Origin of the sequence: Sphaerisporangium rufum (genome assembly GCF_016863395.1) — a bacterium.
Classification (GTDB): Bacteria; Actinomycetota; Actinomycetes; order Streptosporangiales; family Streptosporangiaceae; genus Sphaerisporangium; species Sphaerisporangium rufum.
The window spans coordinates 108,447-125,206 of record NZ_BOOU01000048.1 but is presented as its reverse complement, the minus strand read 5'-3'; the positions used below and the strand labels follow the sequence as shown (position 1 = coordinate 125,206).

Genomic DNA, 16,760 nt, shown 5'->3' with positions numbered 1-16,760 from the left:
GGTCACCACCGTCACCGGCACCACCCACACCGACACCGGCCTGAACGCGAACACCGCCTACACCTACAGCGTCAAGGCCCGGGACGCCGCCGGGAACCTGTCGGGGGCGAGCAACACGGTGAGCGCCACCACGCAGGACGGCGGGGGCGGCGGGAACAAGCTGCTCGGCTACTTCGTCGACTGGGGCGTCTACCAGCGCAACTACCACGTCAAGAACATCGAGACCAGCGGGTCGGCCGGCAAGCTCACCCACATCAACTACGCGTTCGGCAACGTCACCGGCGGCCGGTGCGCCATGGGCGACGCCTACGCCGCCTATGGCCGGTTCTACAGCGCCGCCGAGAGCGTGGACGGCGTGGCCGACACCTGGGACGCCGGGGCGCTGCGCGGCAACTTCAACCAGCTCCGCAAGCTCAAGGCCAAGCATCCCGGTCTGAAGGTGCTGTGGTCCTTCGGCGGCTGGACCTGGTCCGGCGGGTTCGGGCAGGCGGCCGCCGACCCGGCGGCGTTCGCGAACTCCTGCTTCGCCCTGGTGGAGGACCCCCGCTGGGCGGACGTGTTCGACGGCATCGACATCGACTGGGAGTACCCGAACGCCTGTGGCCTGAGCTGCGACACCAGCGGCACGGCGGCGTTCCGCGACCTGATGCGGGCGCTGCGCGACCGGTTCGGGCCGGCCTACCTGGTGACCGCGGCGATCACCGCGGACGGGAGCTCCGGCGGCAAGATCGACGCGGCGGACTACGGCGGCGCGGCGCAGTACGTCGACTGGTACAACGTCATGACCTACGACTACTTCGGTGCCTTCTCCCCCACCGGCCCCACCGCGCCGCACTCGCCGCTGACCTCCTACAGCGGCATCCCGGCGGCCGGTTTCAACTCCGACGCCGCGATCCAGAAGCTGAAGGGCAAGGGTGTCCCGGCCGGCAAGCTGCTGCTCGGCATCGGCTTCTACGGCCGCGGCTGGACCGGCGTCACGCAGAGCGCGCCCGGCGGCTCGGCGACCGGCGCGGCCCCTGGCACCTACGAGGCGGGCATCGAGGACTACAAGGTCCTCAAGACCAGGTGCCCGGCGACCGGCACGGTGGGCGGCACGGCGTACGCCTACTGCGGGAACCAGTGGTGGAGCTACGACACCCCGGCCACCATCGCCGGGAAGATGCGCTACGCCCGCGGCCAGGGCCTCGGCGGCTCGTTCTTCTGGGAGCTCAGCGGAGACACCGCCGGCGGCGAGCTGATCGGCGCGATGCGCGGCGGCCTCGGCTAGCCGGACCCGCGCGGGTGGCCGGGGCGGCCGCCGCGCGGCCAGGGGCCGGGAGGCGGGCGCCTCCCGGCCCCTGGCGTTTCGGCGGCGGCGCGACAACCGGTCCGCCGAGCATGCAGAATCTTCTGCGGACCTCAGAAGCGAAGGCGGACCCCGATCGTGACGACCTCCATCCACCAGAAGATCGCCGAAGAGCTCGGCGTGCGCGAGCGCCAGGTGAGCGCCGCGGTCGAGCTGCTCGACGGCGGCGCGACCGTGCCGTTCATCGCCCGCTACCGCAAGGAGGCGACCGAGAGCCTGGACGACGCGCAGCTGCGCGCCCTGGAGGAGCGGCTGCGCTACCTGCGCGAGCTGGAGGAACGGCGGGCGGCGATCCTGGAGTCCATCGGCTCGCAGGGCAGGCTGGACGACGACCTGCGGGCCCAGATCATGGCGGCCGACTCCAAGGCCCGGCTGGAGGACATCTACCTCCCCTACAAGCCCAAGCGGCGCACCAAGGCGATGATCGCCCGGGAGGCCGGGCTGGAGCCGCTGGCCGACGGCCTGCTCGGCGACCCGTCGGTCGACCCGCAGGCCGCCGCCGCGGCGTTCGTGGACGCCGGCAAGGGCGTCGCGGACGCCGCCGCCGCGCTGGAGGGGGCGCGGGCCATCCTGGTCGAGCGGTTCGCCGAGGACGCCGACCTGATCGGCGAGCTGCGCGAGCTGATGTGGGCCAACGGCCGGCTGGTGTCCCGGGTCCGCGAGGAGAAGCAGGAGGCCGGCGCCAAGTTCTCCGACTACTTCGACTTTGCCGAGCCGTTCACCCGGCTGCCGTCGCACCGGGTGCTGGCGATGTTCCGCGGCGAGAAGGAGGAGGTCCTCACCTTGGCGCTGGAGCCGGAGGCGGAGACCCCCGAGCCGGGGACGCCGAGCCGGTACGAGGCGCGGATCGCCCGCCGGTTCGGGGTGGCCGACCGCGGCCGGCCGGCCGACCGCTGGCTGCTGGACACTGTGCGCTGGGCGTGGCGCACCCGCGTGCTGGTGCACCTGGGCATCGACCTGCGGATGCGCCTGTGGCAGGCGGCCGAGGAGGAGGCGGTCCGGGTCTTCGCCACCAACCTGCGCGACCTGCTGCTCGCCGCGCCGGCCGGCACCCGGGCCACCATCGGGCTGGACCCGGGGCTGCGCACCGGGGTCAAGGTCGCGGTGGTCGACGCCACCGGCAAGGTCGTCGCCACCGAGACAATCTACCCGCACGAGCCGCGGCGCCGCTGGGACGAGTCGATCGCGGTGCTGGCCCGGCTGGCCGCCGCGCACCAGGTGGAGCTGGTCGCGATCGGCAACGGCACGGCCTCCCGGGAGACCGACAAGCTGGCCGGCGATCTGATCAAGCGCCACCCGGAGCTGAAGCTGACCAAGGTGGTGGTGTCGGAGGCGGGCGCGTCGGTCTACTCGGCCTCCGCCTACGCCTCCCAGGAACTGCCGGAACTGGACGTGTCGCTGCGCGGCGCGGTGTCCATCGCCCGCCGGCTGCAGGATCCGCTGGCCGAGCTGGTGAAGATCGACCCGAAGTCGATCGGGGTCGGGCAGTACCAGCACGACGTGTCGGAGACCAAGCTGTCGCGGTCGCTGGACGCCGTCGTGGAGGACTGCGTGAACGCCGTCGGGGTGGACGTGAACACCGCCTCCGCACCGCTGCTCACCCGGGTGTCCGGCATCGGCTCCGGCCTGGCCGGGAACATCGTGCAGCACCGCGACGCCAACGGCCCGTTCCGCTCGCGCCGCGCGCTGAAGGACGTGCCGCGGCTCGGGCCGAAGGCGTTCGAGCAGTGCGCGGGCTTCCTGCGCATCCCCGCCGGGGACGACCCGCTGGACGCCTCCAGCGTGCACCCGGAGTCCTATCCGGTGGTGCGCCGCATCATCGACGCCGCCGGCGGGGACATCGCCACGCTGATCGGCAACGCCGCCGTGCTGCGCGGGCTCGACCCGCGCCGGTTCGCCGACGACACCTTCGGCCTGCCCACCGTCACCGACATCCTGAAGGAGCTGGAGAAGCCGGGCCGCGACCCGCGCCCGGCGTTCCGCGCGGCGACCTTCAAGGAGGGCGTGGAGAAGATCTCCGACCTGGAGCCCGGGATGCTGCTGGAGGGCGTGGTCACCAACGTGGCCGCGTTCGGCGCGTTCGTGGACGTCGGGGTGCACCAGGACGGCCTGGTGCACGTCTCGGCGATGTCACGGAACTTCGTCAAGGACCCGCGCGAGGTGGTCAAGCCGGGCGACATCGTCCGGGTGAAGGTGCTGGACGTCGACATCCCGCGCAAGCGCATCTCGCTCACCCTGCGCCTGGACGACGAGGCCGCCGGGCCGAACGCCGGCGGCCGGCGCGGCCGCGGGGCCGAGGGCGGCCGGGACCGCGACGGCGGGGGCCAGGACGGGCGCGGCCGGAGCGGCGCGGGCGGGCGCGGCCAGGCCGGCCGCGGCGGCGACCGCCGGGGCGGCGGCCAGGGCGGCGCCGACCGTCGCGGCGGCCGGGACCGCGGCCCGCAGCCCGGCGGCGCCCTCGCCGAGGCCCTGCGCAAGGCCGGCCTGGACAAGGGACTGGACTGACCACGACCATGCCTGGTGGCGGCCGACGCCGACCCGCATGCCCGAAGCCGGACAAGGAGCACCGATGAGCCGAGACATCCCGTTCGACCGGGCCGAGCAGTTACAGCAGATCCAGAGCGGGCTGCTGCAAGGCGAGGAGATCATCGCGGTGTACGACGCCACCGGCGCCGGCACCGGTTTCCTCGGCCTGACCGACCGGCGAGTGATCATCCAGGACAAGTCGTTCGTCGGCAAGAAGGTGGCGATCACCAGCATCCCGTACTCGAAGATCACGAGCGTGAGCGTGGTCAGCAACAAGTCGATGGCGGGCTCCTTCTTCTCGTCGGGCGCCATCGCCATCAACGTCGGCACCCACGTGTACGAGATGGAGTTCCGGGGCGAGCAGAAGTGCCACCATGTGCACAACGTGATCCTGCACTACATCTCCGGCCGCTGACCCGGTGCCGGTCCGCCCCCGGTGGGGCGGCGGGCTTCGCCGGACACCAGGGAGAAGGCCCGCGAGGCACGTCATGACCGGTATGGCGGCCAGGCGGGCACTCGTCCTGGAAACGGACCTGCGTGGTGGAGGCGAGCGTGCCACGGGATAACCTTTCGTGCTGTTCACGAAACGTCCACCGCCCACCTGGGGGATCGACATGACGCAGGGTCCAGTCAAGGTCACCGTCACCGGCGCCGCCGGCCAGATCGGCTACGCGCTGCTGTTCCGCATCGCCTCCGGCCAGCTGCTGGGCCCGGACGTGCCGGTGCGGCTGAGCCTGCTGGAGATCCCGCAGGCGGTGAAGGCGGCCGAGGGCACCGCCATGGAGCTGGACGACTGCGCCTTCCCGCTGCTGAGCGGTATCGACATCAGCGACGACCCGAACGCGGCGTTCGACGGGACGAACGTCGCGCTGCTGGTCGGCGCGCGCCCGCGGACCAAGGGCATGGAGCGCGGCGACCTGCTGCAGGCCAACGGCGGCATCTTCGCCCCGCAGGGCAAGGCGATCAACGACCACGCGGCCGACGACGTACGGGTGCTGGTGGTGGGCAACCCGGCCAACACCAACGCGTTGATCGCGCAGTCGAACGCCCCGGACGTGCCCGCCGAGCGGTTCACCGCGATGACCCGGCTGGACCACAACCGGGCGCTGTCCCAGCTCGCCGCGAAGCTGGGCGTGCCGGTGAGCGCGATCAGCAAGATGACCATCTGGGGCAACCACTCGGCGACGCAGTACCCCGACCTGTACAACGCCGAGGTGAACGGCAAGATCGCCGCCGAGCAGGTGGACGAGGGGTGGCTGCGCGACACGTTCATCCCCACGGTCGCCAAGCGCGGCGCGGCCATCATCGAGGCGCGCGGCGCGTCGTCGGCGGCCTCGGCGGCCAACGCGGCGATCGACCACGTGCACGACTGGGTGAACGGCACCCCGGAGGGCGACTGGACCTCGGTGGCGCTGCCGTCCGACGGCTCCTACGGCGTGCCGGAGGGTCTGATCTCCTCGTTCCCCGCGGTGTCGCGCGGCGGCCGCTGGGAGATCGTGCAGGGGCTGCCGGTGAACGCCTTCTCCCGCGAGCGCATCGACGCCTCGGTCGCCGAGCTCGGCGAGGAGCGCGACGCGGTCCGGCAGCTCGGCCTCATCTGACCACGATCTCGCCGGCCCCGGGCCGACCGCCCCGGGCCGGCGTCGCGCCCCGGCCGCCGCGGCGAACCTTCCCCCGCACCGCGCGTCTGACCGCGGTGAAAGGGGGACATCGTGGACTGGTCCGGCGACCGGCAGGTCACCCTGCCTGCGCAGAACTCCGGGGACACGCGAGCGGTCATGAGCGTGATGCAGGTCGACACGGTGACCGGCAGGACCTGTGTCCGGGGCTCCTGCGCGCTGAAGGCCTGCTCCTTGGCCGCGTGCGGCGGCCGACCGGCCGATCAGCGCCAGGACGACGACCTCGGTGACCACGACCAGCCGCTGGGTGAGCCCGGCCGGCACGGCACCGGGGTCGAGTCCGAACGCGCGCACCGCGTACGGCGCGACCACCAGCAGCAGGAACAGGCCCGCGGCCAGGCTGAGCACGCGCACCGCCCGGGCGTGCGGCCCGCCGCGGGCCGCCAGCCGCAGCCCGGCGACCGGCATGCTGACGAAGGCGGCGAAGGCGGCGTACCGGTGGATGCCACCGGAGACCGACAGCGACATCCCCGGCCGGTCGGTGGGGAACGCCGCGATCAGCACCATGCACAGCCCCCACCCGCCGACCAGCACGGCGGCCCGGCGGTCCACCCCGCGCCGCGCCAGCTCCACGGCGAACAGCGTGGAGCCGGCCGCGAACGACCCCAGCGACGCGGGCAGCAGCCAGCCGCCCGGGTGGAAGGCGTATTCGCTGATCATGCCGTGCACCGGGTCCAGGCCCGCGGTCAGGTGCAGGGCGATCATCGCAGCCGCCCCGCCGGTCAGGGCCGCGAACCCGGCGGCCGCCAGTCGATTCGTCATGACCTGACTGTCGCGGCCGGCGGGGTACGCGGACATCGGAGATCGGCCCGAGCGAGCCCTCACGCGTCCCCGGCCCGACCCCGAGCCCACCGGCCGCCGTGGCGGGCTCGGCTCAGGGTCAGGCCGCGTCCACCTCGGGAAACCTCCCGAGAAGGGTCAGCGTGACTGCTCGACCTCGTCCGCGCCGGCCGGGGCCAGCTCGGGGGCGGAGGCGCGCATCCACCGGCAGCCGTACGGCTCCAGGCGCACCGTTATCCGCCCCTCGGGGGAGATCTTGGTGGCGCCGTCCACCAGCACGTCGGTCAGGATCTTGCTGTCGTCCAGGCCGTCCAGGGTCAGCTCGCACTCGATCTCGGCGTCGGCGAAGTTGTGCAGCGCGAGCACGGTCTCGCCGTCGATGTCCGCCCGGTGGGCCAGCACCCGGGAGTCACCGGCGTCAAGGACCCGGTACTCGCCCCAGGCCAGCTCGGGCAGGCCGCGGTACTGCTCGATGAGCTTGGTGATCCACATGAGCAGCGAGTCGGGGTCGCGCCGCTGCGCGCTCACGTTGACGTGCTCGGGCCCGTACTCCCCGGTCACCAGCGGATTGCGCAGCTCGCCCGGGTCGGCGGCGGAGAAGCCGCCGTTCTTGTGCGGCGTCCACTGCATCGGGGTGCGGACCGCCAGCCGCCCCTCCAGGTCCAGGTTCTCCCCCATGCCGATCTCCTCGCCGTAGAAGAGGACGGGGGTGCCCGGCAGGGAGAACAGCAGGCTGTAGACCATCTTGATCTTGCGCATGTCGCCGCCGAGCATGGTGGGCAGCCGGCGGCGCAGCCCGCGCCCGTACAACTGCATGCTCTTGTCCGGGCCGAAGGCGTCGAAGATCTCCTGACGCTCGGCGTCGGTCAGCTTGTCCAGGGTCAGCTCGTCGTGGTTGCGGACGAAGGTCGCCCAGTGGGAGTCCTTCGGCGGGGCCGGGCGCTCGCGCAGCGAGTCGGCCAGCGGTGCGGCGTCCTCGCGGGCCAGGCCCAGGTACATGCGCTGCATCCCGATGAAGTCGAAGCACATGGTGATCTCGTTGCCGAGGTCGTTGCCGAAGTACTTGAGCAGGTCGGGATACTCCAGGTTGACCTCGCCCAGCAGCATGGCGCTGCCGTCCCGCCGGTTCATGAAGGCGCGGGTGTTGCGCAGGAAGTCGTGCACGTCCGGCAGCTTGTCGTCGGTCTGCGCCGGCTGGGCCTTGGCGTCGCCGCCCTGGTCCTTCGACTCCTTGGCCTTGGCCTCCTTGGCCTCCTTGGTCTGCGCCGGGATGCCCTCCACCAGGAACGGCACCGCGTCGACCCGGAAACCGGACAGGCCGAGTTCCATCCAGAAGCCGAGGATGCGGGTGATCTCGTCGGCGACCTCCGGGTTGGACACGTTGAGGTCCGGCTGGAACCGGTAGAAGCGGTGGTAGTAGTACTGGCCGCTGCCCTCGTCGTACTCCCAGAGGCTGTCCTCCTTGTCGGGGAAGACCACGCCCTTGGGGTCGTCCGGCTCAGGGGTGTCGGACCAGATGTACCAGTCGCGGTAGCGGGAGTCCCGGCTGGACCTGGCCTCCTTGAACCACGGGTGCTCGTCGGAGGTGTGGTTCACCACCAGGTCGGCGATCACCCGGATGCCGCGGTCCCGCGCGGTCCGCATGAACTCCACGAAGTCCCCCAGCGTGCCCAGCTTGGGGTCCACACGGTAGAAGTCGGTGATGTCGTAGCCGTCGTCGCGGTCGGGGGTCGGGAAGAACGGCATCAGCCAGATGCACGTGACACCGAGCCGCTCCAGATGGTCGATGTGCTGGGTGGCGCCCTGGAAGTCGCCCACCCCGTCGCCGTCGCCGTCGGCGAACGTCTCCACGTCCAGGCAGTACACGACGGCGTTCTTCCACCACACGTCTGAGGTATAAGTCAGTCTCACCCGGCCGCCACTACCCCCGGATCCGGCAAAGAATCGGCCGGGACCGGGACAAGGACCTGACCGCCGGTCACTCCGGCTCGGCCAGCACCCGCTGCGCGACGGCGAAGGCGGCGTTGGCCGCCGGGACGCCGCAGTAGATCGCCGCCTGCAGCAGCACCTCCTTGATCTCGTCCGGGGTGAGGCCGTTGCGCAGCGCGGCGCGCACGTGCATCGCCAGCTCCTCCAGGTGACCGCCGGCGACCAGGGCGGTCAGCGTGACGCAGCTGCGGGTGCGCCGGTCCAGCCCGGGGCGGGCCCAGATCTCCCCCCAGGCGTACCGGGTGATGAGGTCCTGGAAGTCGGCGGTGAAGCCGGTGGCCGCGGCGCGCGCCCGGTCGACGTGCGCGTCGCCGAGCACCTCGCGCCGCACCTTCAGCCCGCGGCCGTGGCCGAGGAACCGGTTCATCAGGGCGGACACCTCCGCCGCCCGCTCGACCCCGGCCAGGTGCGCGGCGTCCGGCACCACCGCGAGCCCGGCGCCGGGGATGCCGCCGGCCAGCGTCTCGGCGCACTCGACCGGGGTGGCCGGGTCCCGGTCGCCGGCGATCACCAGGGTGCGCGCGGTGATGCCCGGCAGCCGGTCGCGCAGGTCGAACACCGCGAGGGCCTCGCAGGCCAGGGCGTACGACTCCGGGTGCACGTCGAGCAGCCGGCTCCGGACCGGCTCGATGACCTCGGCGGCGGCATCCGGAGTGAACCACCGGGCGGCGATCATGCCGGCCGGCCCGCCCATCCCTTCGACCCGCACCCGGGCGGCCCGCTCCCGCCAGGGCTCCGGATCGCCGAACCGGGCCGCGGTGCAGCACAGCACCAGGTCGGTGACCCGCTCCGGCGCCAGGACGGCCGCCGTCGCGGCGACCGCCGCGCCGAGCGAGACCCCGCCCGCCGCGAAGCGCTCCTCGTCCGCCAGTTCCAGCACCGCGCGCGCCAGGTCCTCGACGGTGAACGGCCCCTCGGCGGCGGGCGCGCCGCCGTGCCCGGGCAGGTCCCAGCGCAGCACCCGCCACGAGCGGGCCAGCTCACCGAGCTGGGGATCCCACACATGGGTGGTGGTGCCGAGGGACGGGCCGAGCACCAGCAGCGGCGCGTCGGCCGGGCCGGTCACCTGGTATCTCAACTTCACGTCGCATCTCCTCATCGAAGCTCCCCGGGCGCGGCCCGTCCCGTCCGGCGCGGGCGGCCGCTCACCGGGTACGGCGGTACTCCGCCAGGGCTCGTTCGACCAGCTCGGCGGACGCGCCGAGCCCGCCGGTCCGCTGACCGGTGATCTCCAGGCCGGCGCGCATCCGGTCCGGCGCGACCTCCAGCCCCGCGCACAGTTCGGCCGCCGTCTCGGCGGCGCCGCCGGCCAGCCGCAGGCAGTCGCGCAGCGGCGCCCACTCGGCGTGCCAGGCTCCGGTGGCGCGCTCGTGCTCGGCCACCAGTGACGCCTGCAGGATCTGCGCCAGCGCCGGCACCTGGGCCGCCGCCGAGCGGATCAGGATCGACAGCACCGGGTTGCGCTTGTGGGCCATGGAGGAGGAGCCGCCGCGGCCGGGCGCGGCCGGTTCGGCCACCTCGGCCACCTCGTCCTGCGCGAGCAGCACCACGTCGGTGGCGATCTTGCCGAGCGCACCGGTCACCTGGGCCAGCGCGGCGCCGAGCGTCGCCACCGGCGTGCGCCGCGCGTGCCAGGGCACCCCGGAGGCGGCCAACCCCACCTCGGCGGCGAACGCGTCCGCCAGTTCGGGCGGGCCCAGACCGGCGAGCGTGCCCGCCGCGCCGCCGAGCTGGGCGGGCGGCCGGACCGCCGCCAGGGCGTCGCGCGCCGCGAGCACCAGCAGCAGCCAGCCGGCCGCCTTGCCGCCGAAGGTCACCGGCACCGCGTGCCGGCCCAGGGTGCGGCCGGCCATCGGGGTGTCCCGGTGCCGTTCGGCCGTCCCGGCTAGCGCGGCCAGCACCCGATCGAGATCGGCCACGATCACCTCGCGGGCCCGGGCGGCCATGAGCATCAGCGCGGTGTCCACGATGTCCTGGCTGGTCGCGCCACGGTGCACGTACTCGCGCAGCTCCGGGCCGGCGGCCGCGCGCAGGTCGGCGAGCAGCGGCACCAGCGGGTTCCCGGCTCCCCGGGCCCGGCGGGCGAGATCCGGCAGGTCGACCTCGACGGCCGCGCACACCCGGGTCACCGCCGCGGCCGCGGCCGCGGGCATCAGGCCCAGCCGGGCGGCCGCCCGGCACAGCGCGGCCTCGGCGTCCAGCATGCCGCGCACGAAGGCCGGCTCCCCGGTCAGCTCCTCGACCGCCGTCCCGGCCCGCACCGGCGAGAACAGCCCCGCGTCCGGCGACGCGACCCGCCGCCCGTCCGCCACCCGTATCCCCCGCTTCCGTCGAGTGCGCCACCGAACCGGATACTACTTGGCCGGCTCGGGGCGGGACGGGGTGGTCAGGCGGGTTCGGCGAGGTACCAGCGGGCCTGGCCGTCACCGCGGGTGAGGGAGTCCAGGCGGCGCGGCAACTCCTTGCGGGAGAACGGGTCGCGGGTGGCGTTGCGGATGTGGATGCCGACGGCGTACATGTCGCGGATCTCCATCAGCGTCGGGTATCCGGGCCAGGCGCGCAGGTCGGAGCCGTAGGCCCCGGCGAAGTCGTCGACGTCGGCCTCGGTGAGGCCGAACCGGCGCTGGCCGTGGTAGGTGTGCACCAGATCCCACTCGCGGGGGCCGACCGCGACCCCGTCCCAGTCGCACAACACCGCGTGGCCGTCCTGGCAGCGCAGCAGGTTGTCGATCCACGCGTCGCCGTGCAGCAGCACCGGAGGGCCGGCGGTGGCCAGCGCCGTCCACCGGGCGCTCAGCTCGGCGACCCGGTCGCGCAGCCACGCCCGCTGGCAGGGGGTGAGCACCTCGGTCCGGTTCTCCACCGCCTGGCGCACCTCGGCCAGCGGGTCGGCCAGGCGCTTCAGCGGGAACGGCGGCACCGGCAGCCGGTGCAGGCTGCGCAGGATGCGGCCGAGCTGGGTGGTGGTGGGCCGGCCGCTGGCGGGCACGTAGTGCCAGAAGGTGATGACCCGCCCGTCGTGCACCAGCGGCTGGCCGCCGATCTCGTCGGCCGGGCGCACCGCGGGAAAGCCCAGGTCGGCCAGCCAGCGTGCCACGGCCAGCACGACCGGCAGCCGGGTGAGGGCGTCCGGCGCGGTGGCGATGCGCACCACGATGTCGCCGCCGTCGCCGCGCAGCCGGAACACGGCGTTGCTGCGCACCCGCAGGAGTTCGGCACCCCGGGAGTCGAGGCCGACGCTCTCGCACACCTCGGCCAGGATCCCGGCCGCCTCCTCCGCGAGCAGGTTCATCGGCTCTCCAGCGCGAGCTGCGGCCCGGCCTCGGCGAGCAGGTCGTGCAGGTGCCGGGCGGCCGGGGTGCGCCGGCGCGCGGGCGGCACCGTGGACAGCAGGGCCCGGGCCCGGTTGACCACGATCGAGGTGCGGTGTTCCGGCGGGACCTGGGCGAGCGCCTGCTCGGCCAGCGCGCACGCCTCGTCATACCCGCCGGACCGGGCGACGTGCGCCGCCTGGTCGAGCAGCACCAGCGCCGGGTCGATGGTGTACGGGCTGGCCGGCCGGGCTATCCATTCCTGCACCTGCTCGGCCTCGCCGAGCTCGATAAGGGTGCCCATCCGGTAGAACTGCAGCCGCCGCTCGGAGAAGCGGAAGGCCAGGTGGTCGGCGCCTTCGGGCGGCATCCGGGCGAAGATGCGCTCGGCCTCGGCGAGCGCGGCGCGGGCGGCCTGGTGCTCGCCCATCCGGGCCAGGGCGCGCGCCTCGGCCGCCGCGCCGAGGGCGGCGGGCGAGCTCGGCGCGTTGCCGGCCAGCATGCGCGCCTCGCGGGCCAGCCGCACGGTCTCGTTGAGGTCGCCGTAGTAGTAGGGCAGCATGGCCTGCTGCGCCCGGACCAGCGCGCGCAGCCGCACCTCGCCCACGTCGTCGGACGCGGTGCGCGCGGTGCCGTACCAGGCGTGCGCCTGCCGGGTGTCGCCGAGCTTCATCAGCGCGTCCGCCGACAGCAGGGCGAGCATCGTGGTGGCGTTGAGCAGCCGGCGCTGGACCGCGGCCGGCTGCCGGGAGGCGACCAGCCCGCGCACGTCGGACAGCTCCAGCATCAGGCGGTACAGCATGGGCAGCGGGGCGCTCTTGATGTACTCGCGCCGGTAGCGCAGCACCTGCTCGTCCAGCCGGTCGAGCTGGTCCTCGGTGACGGTGCCCGCGGCCAGCGTACGGTCGACGCCCTGGCGGGTGCGCTCCACCTCGGCGAGCACCCGGCCGTTCAGCGGCGCCGTGGCGCCGAGCAGCGCGTGGTGGAAGAAGGCCCGGCGCTCGGCCTCCTCGCCGGACCCGCCGGCCGGGCGGGGGCCCGGGGCGGGGTCGGCGTCGGTGACCGGCTGGGCGGCGACCACCACGACGGCCGGGCCGTCACCGTCGCCGGTGTAGTCGGCGGCCAGGCCGAGCCGGACGGCGTTGGCGGCGTACAGCCGGGCGATCTGGTCGATGGTCTGCGGCCGGGGCCGGGCCCGGTTGTTCTCCCAGGCGTTGAGCAGGTCGATGCTGGCACGCGGGAGGCCGAGCGCGTGCGTCTCGCACAGCCGCTCCAGCTCCTCCACCGCCTGCCGGGCGGACCAGCCACGGGCCAGGCGGTGCGCCTTGAGCAGGCTGACGCCGCAGCAGCCGTGGATGGCCTGCGCGGTCTGCCAGAGGCTCCACTGCCGGGACGCGGCCTGCTCGCGCCAGCGCCGCGCGCATGCCGGGGAATGCTCGCCACGGGCCATAGTCGCCCCCCCGCCACTGGGTGTGTCCGGCCTTTACGGATGTTTCCCAGATGTTAACCAGCCGGCACCTACCGACCGCCAGTGTTATGAGACTGAGGCCGGGACATCCGCGTGCTTTCCACGTAAACCCCAGACCGTTTCAGCGGTATTCCACTTATCCGTGGATTTGCTCCGATTGTCGAGCCGACCCGTGCGGGGTGAGTCTGTTCCCCACCCGGTCACCGATGTCCCCGCTGGAGACCACGATGAAGACGGCACCATCCGACGTCCCGACGGCCGAGGCCGTCGACCATCTGGAGCGTCTCGCCGCCCAGCTCGAAGCGCACGCCTTCCAGGTCCGCCTGACCGCGCGCACCGGCCTTTATCCCCGGCTGCGCGTGATCAACCCGATGGCGCCGTCCATCACCGAGGACGTGCTGGCCTCCCACGAGAGGGACGGCGAGTGGTGGTTCTGGCTCTCCTGGGCGGGCCGCATCGGCCACGCCTCCGACATCGTCACCGCGGCCGAGCGCATCGCCAGCGTCCTGCACGTCATCCGCCGCTGACCCTCGGCCACCGGCCGCCCGCGGTCCGCGTCCATTTCCGGACGCGGGCCGCGGGCGTTTCCGGACACTGGCCGCCGTTTCCGGTCCGACCGGCCCGGTTTCGGGCCGGCCCGCGCGCCGTCCGGCTCCGGTACTCGCCGGCCGCTGATCCGGCACCGGCTGTTTACAACGTTGTATGCAACGTTGTACAAAGGCACGAGGCGAGGACGGGACCGGGCCGCGCGCGGCCGGAGCGGAGGAACATGCCCATCAGCAAGCCGCGGCGGACGATCGCGGTGCTCGCCGGGGCGGCCTGCCTGCTCGCCGCCTCCCCCGCCACCACGCCGCCGGACGCGGGCGGCACGCCGGGCCGGGCGCCCGGCACCTACACCAACCCGGTGAGCCGGTCGTTCGCCGACACCTACGCCGACCCCGCCGTCATCCGCGGCGACGACGGCTGGTGGTACGCCTACGGCACCAGCGATCCGCTGCGCGAGGGCGAGAAGAAACCGCACCTGCTGCCGGTCTCCCGCTCGCGCAACCTCACCGATTGGACCTACGTCGGGGACGCCTTCACCGCCGCGACCCTGCCGAAGTGGGCCGACACCGCCGCGGACGCCGCCCTGTGGGCGCCGGACATCCGCAAGGTGGGCGGCGAGTACCGCCTGTACTACGTGGTCACCCAGACCACCGTGACCCCCGAGCGCAACGACAGCGCGATCGGCGTGGCCACCGCGCCGAGCCCGGCCGGACCGTGGACCGACTCCGGCGCGCCGGTGGTCGGCCCGCGGCGCGGCGGCGGCCCGGACGACTTCAAGTGGACGTTCGACCCGGCGCACGCGGTGGACACCGACGGCACGCAGTACCTGGTCTACGGCTCCTACTACGGCGGCATCCACATCACCCGGCTGGACGCCACCGGCCGGCGCGCGGTCGGCGAGCCCAAGATGATCGCCGTCGACAACCGCTTCGAGGGCGGCTACCTGGTCCGCCGCGGCGGCTACTGGTACCTGTTCGCCTCCTCGGCCGACTGCTGCGCCGGGCCGACGACCGGGTACAGCGTCTACGCCGGCCGCTCGCGCGACATCACCGGCCCGTACGTCGACCGGGAGGGTGTGCGGCTGGACGCCTCGCGGGCCGGCGGCACCATCGTCATCGCGCCGAACGGCAACCGCTGGGTGGGCACCGGGCACAACGCCGTCGTCACCGACCAGGCCGGGCAGGACTGGCTGCTCTACCACGCCATCGACCGCGCCGACCCCTACCTGGACGAGCCCTTCGGCATCAACGAGCGGCCGATGCTCATCGACCGGCTGACCTGGACCGGCGGCTGGCCCTCGGTCCGCGGCGGAGCCTGGGCGTCCGACGGGCCGCAGCCCGCCCCGGGCCGCCGGGCCCCGGCGACGGTGGCCGCGCCACCCCGGATCGGGCCGGTGGACCGGTCGCGCAGCGACGAATTCGACGGCTCCGCGCTGCGTCCTGGCTGGACCTGGGTCCGCGAGAAGCAGGGCACGCTGACCGGCGGGGCACTGCGCTGGCCGACGCAGGACGCCGAGCTGAACAAGGAGACCAACACCGCCTCGGTGCTGCTGCGCGAGGTGCCGGACGGCGACTGGACCGCCGAGACGAAGCTGGACATCGACCTCGGCACCGACGACGTGCGCAACTTCCAGCAGGCCGGGCTGATCGCCTACGCCGGCGACGACCTCTACACCAAGCTCGTGCACGCCGCCATCTGGAACACCCGGCAGACCGAGTTCGGCAAGGAGATGCCCTACGCCGGCCGGATCGCCTACGGCGGCACCATCGTCGGCCCGCCCGCCGCGACGACCTGGCTGCGCCTGGTTCACCGGGTGGACCGGCGCGCGGGCGAGCACGAGCTGCGCGCCGCCACCAGCCGCGACGGCCGCACCTGGACCTACGGCGGGGTGTGGACGCTGCCGCTGGACGCCGACCTGAAGGTGGGGCTCATCTCGCTGGGCGGCGCCGGGGCCACCGCCGAGTTCGACTACTTCCGCCTGCACCGCCGCTGACCCCGCCCGGCCACGCCTCCCCCGCCGTATGATCATGGCGGGGGAGGCGGGCATGGCCGGGGAACCGACGGGGTTGTCCATCCGGTGGCACGATCCGCGGGACGCGCGCCCGCCGGCCGGGTGGGAGGAGTTCGTCGCGGCCCGCCGGCTGCCGGACCTGTGGCGGTGGGCGCCGCTGCGGGCGGCCGCCACGGTGTCGCGGCCGGCGGTGCTGGCGGCGACGGTGCGGGACGGCGGCGACCGCGCTGACGGAGGCGGCACGGTGCGCGGCCTGGTCACCGCGCGCTTCCCCGGGCCGCGGGCGGCCGGCCGGGGGACGATCCCGCTGGCCGGCGTGGTGGACGTGGACCACCTGCTGTCCCCGTCCCTGCCCGGGCTGGTGACCGACGAGCCGGCCGCGCACCAGGAGGCGGTGGCGGCGCTGCGGCTCGCCGTGCGGGCGCGGTGGGGGTGGCGGGCCGGCGGCCTGATGTTCCGCCAGGTGGCGGCGGGCGAGCTGCCCGCGGTGACCCGGTGGCCGGCCGTGGTGCGCGAGGGCGGCCCCATCGCCGTCTTCCGCAACACCCACGCCGACTTCGACTCCTACGTCCGTACCCTGGGCCGGACCCGCCGGCAGTGGCTGCTGCGGCGCATGCGCGAGATCGACGCCGACGAGGGCATCACCGTAACCCGGTGCGCACCGGGCGCGGCCGGGCGCGACATCGCCCCGGAGGAGCTGTGCGCGCTGGTCAACCGCACGGTGCACAAGCACCACCACACCCGGCTGCTGCGCAAGCGGCTCACCCGTCCCGAGGTGGCCGGCGCGCTGCTGGCCGGCCCGGAGGCGCGGGTCACCGCCTACCGGGACCGGGCCGGCCGGCTGCTGGCGGCCGGCATGATCACCGGACCGGGCCCGATGCCGGTGTACAACGCCTGGGGCGCGCTGGGGCCGGAGGAGGGCGGCCGCGACGGGCTGTGGTTCTACGACAACATGCTCAAGGTGCGGTGGTGCATCGAAAACGGGTTCGACGGTTTCCTCAGCGGGATGGGCACCATCCCGGCCAAGCGGTCGCTGCGCTACGAGATGCGCCGCCAGTGGGCGGTACTGCTCCCGCTGCCCCCCTGCCGCCGGGGGTGACCGGCG

The 16,760-nt window shown here is 73.8% G+C and carries 12 protein-coding genes and 1 pseudogene; 7 read left to right on the top strand and 6 right to left on the bottom strand.

Features of this window, described 5'->3' with window-relative positions; genetic code table 11:
* The 4 genes from Sru01_RS17300 to Sru01_RS17285 form a co-directional block, all read left to right on the top strand.
* Window positions 1-1,267: glycoside hydrolase family 18 protein (locus tag Sru01_RS17300; protein ID WP_203986256.1), on the top strand; the 1,267-nt coding region annotated here is incomplete at its 5' end.
* Window positions 1,268-1,423: 156 nt separating this feature from the next.
* On the top strand, window positions 1,424-3,850 hold the full coding sequence (locus Sru01_RS17295; protein ID WP_203986253.1) for a Tex family protein: 2,427 nt from the start codon (window positions 1,424-1,426) through the stop codon (window positions 3,848-3,850).
* A 64-nt stretch (window positions 3,851-3,914) separates the two neighbouring features.
* The gene (locus Sru01_RS17290) at window positions 3,915-4,286 is read left to right on the top strand and encodes a PH domain-containing protein (protein WP_203986250.1); all 372 of its coding nucleotides are present in this window, start codon (window positions 3,915-3,917) and stop codon (window positions 4,284-4,286) included.
* A gap of 199 nt (window positions 4,287-4,485) precedes the next feature.
* Window positions 4,486-5,472: a malate dehydrogenase gene (locus tag Sru01_RS17285; protein WP_203986237.1), complete on the top strand. Its 987-nt coding sequence runs from the start codon at window positions 4,486-4,488 to the stop codon at window positions 5,470-5,472.
* 336 nt (window positions 5,473-5,808) lie between these two features.
* Here Sru01_RS17285 and Sru01_RS36600 read toward each other — a convergent pair.
* The 6 genes and pseudogenes from Sru01_RS36600 to Sru01_RS17255 all read right to left on the bottom strand — a co-directional run.
* Window positions 5,809-6,210 (bottom strand): annotated as a pseudogene (locus Sru01_RS36600) (DUF998 domain-containing protein); the annotation flags it as partial.
* A 258-nt stretch (window positions 6,211-6,468) separates the two neighbouring features.
* Window positions 6,469-8,241: an alpha-amylase family protein gene (locus tag Sru01_RS17275; protein ID WP_203986234.1), complete on the bottom strand. Its 1,773-nt coding sequence runs from the start codon at window positions 8,239-8,241 to the stop codon at window positions 6,469-6,471.
* Between the two features lie 67 nt (window positions 8,242-8,308).
* Window positions 8,309-9,403, bottom strand: coding sequence for a bifunctional 3-oxoadipate enol-lactonase/4-carboxymuconolactone decarboxylase PcaDC (gene pcaDC / locus Sru01_RS17270; protein WP_239137502.1), 1,095 nt, complete (start codon window positions 9,401-9,403; stop codon window positions 8,309-8,311).
* Window positions 9,404-9,464: 61 nt separating this feature from the next.
* Window positions 9,465-10,631, bottom strand: a complete 1,167-nt coding sequence (pcaB, locus tag Sru01_RS17265; RefSeq protein ID WP_203986218.1) for a 3-carboxy-cis,cis-muconate cycloisomerase — start codon at window positions 10,629-10,631, stop codon at window positions 9,465-9,467.
* Between the two features lie 74 nt (window positions 10,632-10,705).
* Window positions 10,706-11,611: a phosphotransferase enzyme family protein gene (locus tag Sru01_RS17260; protein ID WP_203986215.1), complete on the bottom strand. Its 906-nt coding sequence runs from the start codon at window positions 11,609-11,611 to the stop codon at window positions 10,706-10,708.
* The gene (locus Sru01_RS17255; RefSeq protein WP_203986212.1) at window positions 11,608-13,080 is read right to left on the bottom strand and encodes a helix-turn-helix domain-containing protein; all 1,473 of its coding nucleotides are present in this window, start codon (window positions 13,078-13,080) and stop codon (window positions 11,608-11,610) included. The genes Sru01_RS17260 and Sru01_RS17255 overlap by 4 nt, the downstream gene beginning before the upstream one ends.
* A gap of 245 nt (window positions 13,081-13,325) precedes the next feature.
* Between Sru01_RS17255 and Sru01_RS17250 the strand changes: the two genes are divergently transcribed.
* From Sru01_RS17250 to Sru01_RS17240, 3 genes are all read left to right on the top strand, one after another.
* Window positions 13,326-13,625 (top strand): hypothetical protein, encoded by a 300-nt coding sequence (locus Sru01_RS17250; protein WP_203986209.1) that lies wholly within the window; start codon window positions 13,326-13,328, stop codon window positions 13,623-13,625.
* Window positions 13,626-13,867: 242 nt separating this feature from the next.
* The gene (locus Sru01_RS17245) at window positions 13,868-15,637 is read left to right on the top strand and encodes a glycoside hydrolase family 43 protein (RefSeq protein WP_203986207.1); all 1,770 of its coding nucleotides are present in this window, start codon (window positions 13,868-13,870) and stop codon (window positions 15,635-15,637) included.
* Between the two features lie 52 nt (window positions 15,638-15,689).
* A complete protein-coding gene (locus Sru01_RS17240; RefSeq protein WP_203986197.1) occupies window positions 15,690-16,754 on the top strand; it encodes a hypothetical protein in 1,065 nt (354 codons plus the stop codon).
* Window positions 16,755-16,760 lie beyond the last annotated feature (6 nt).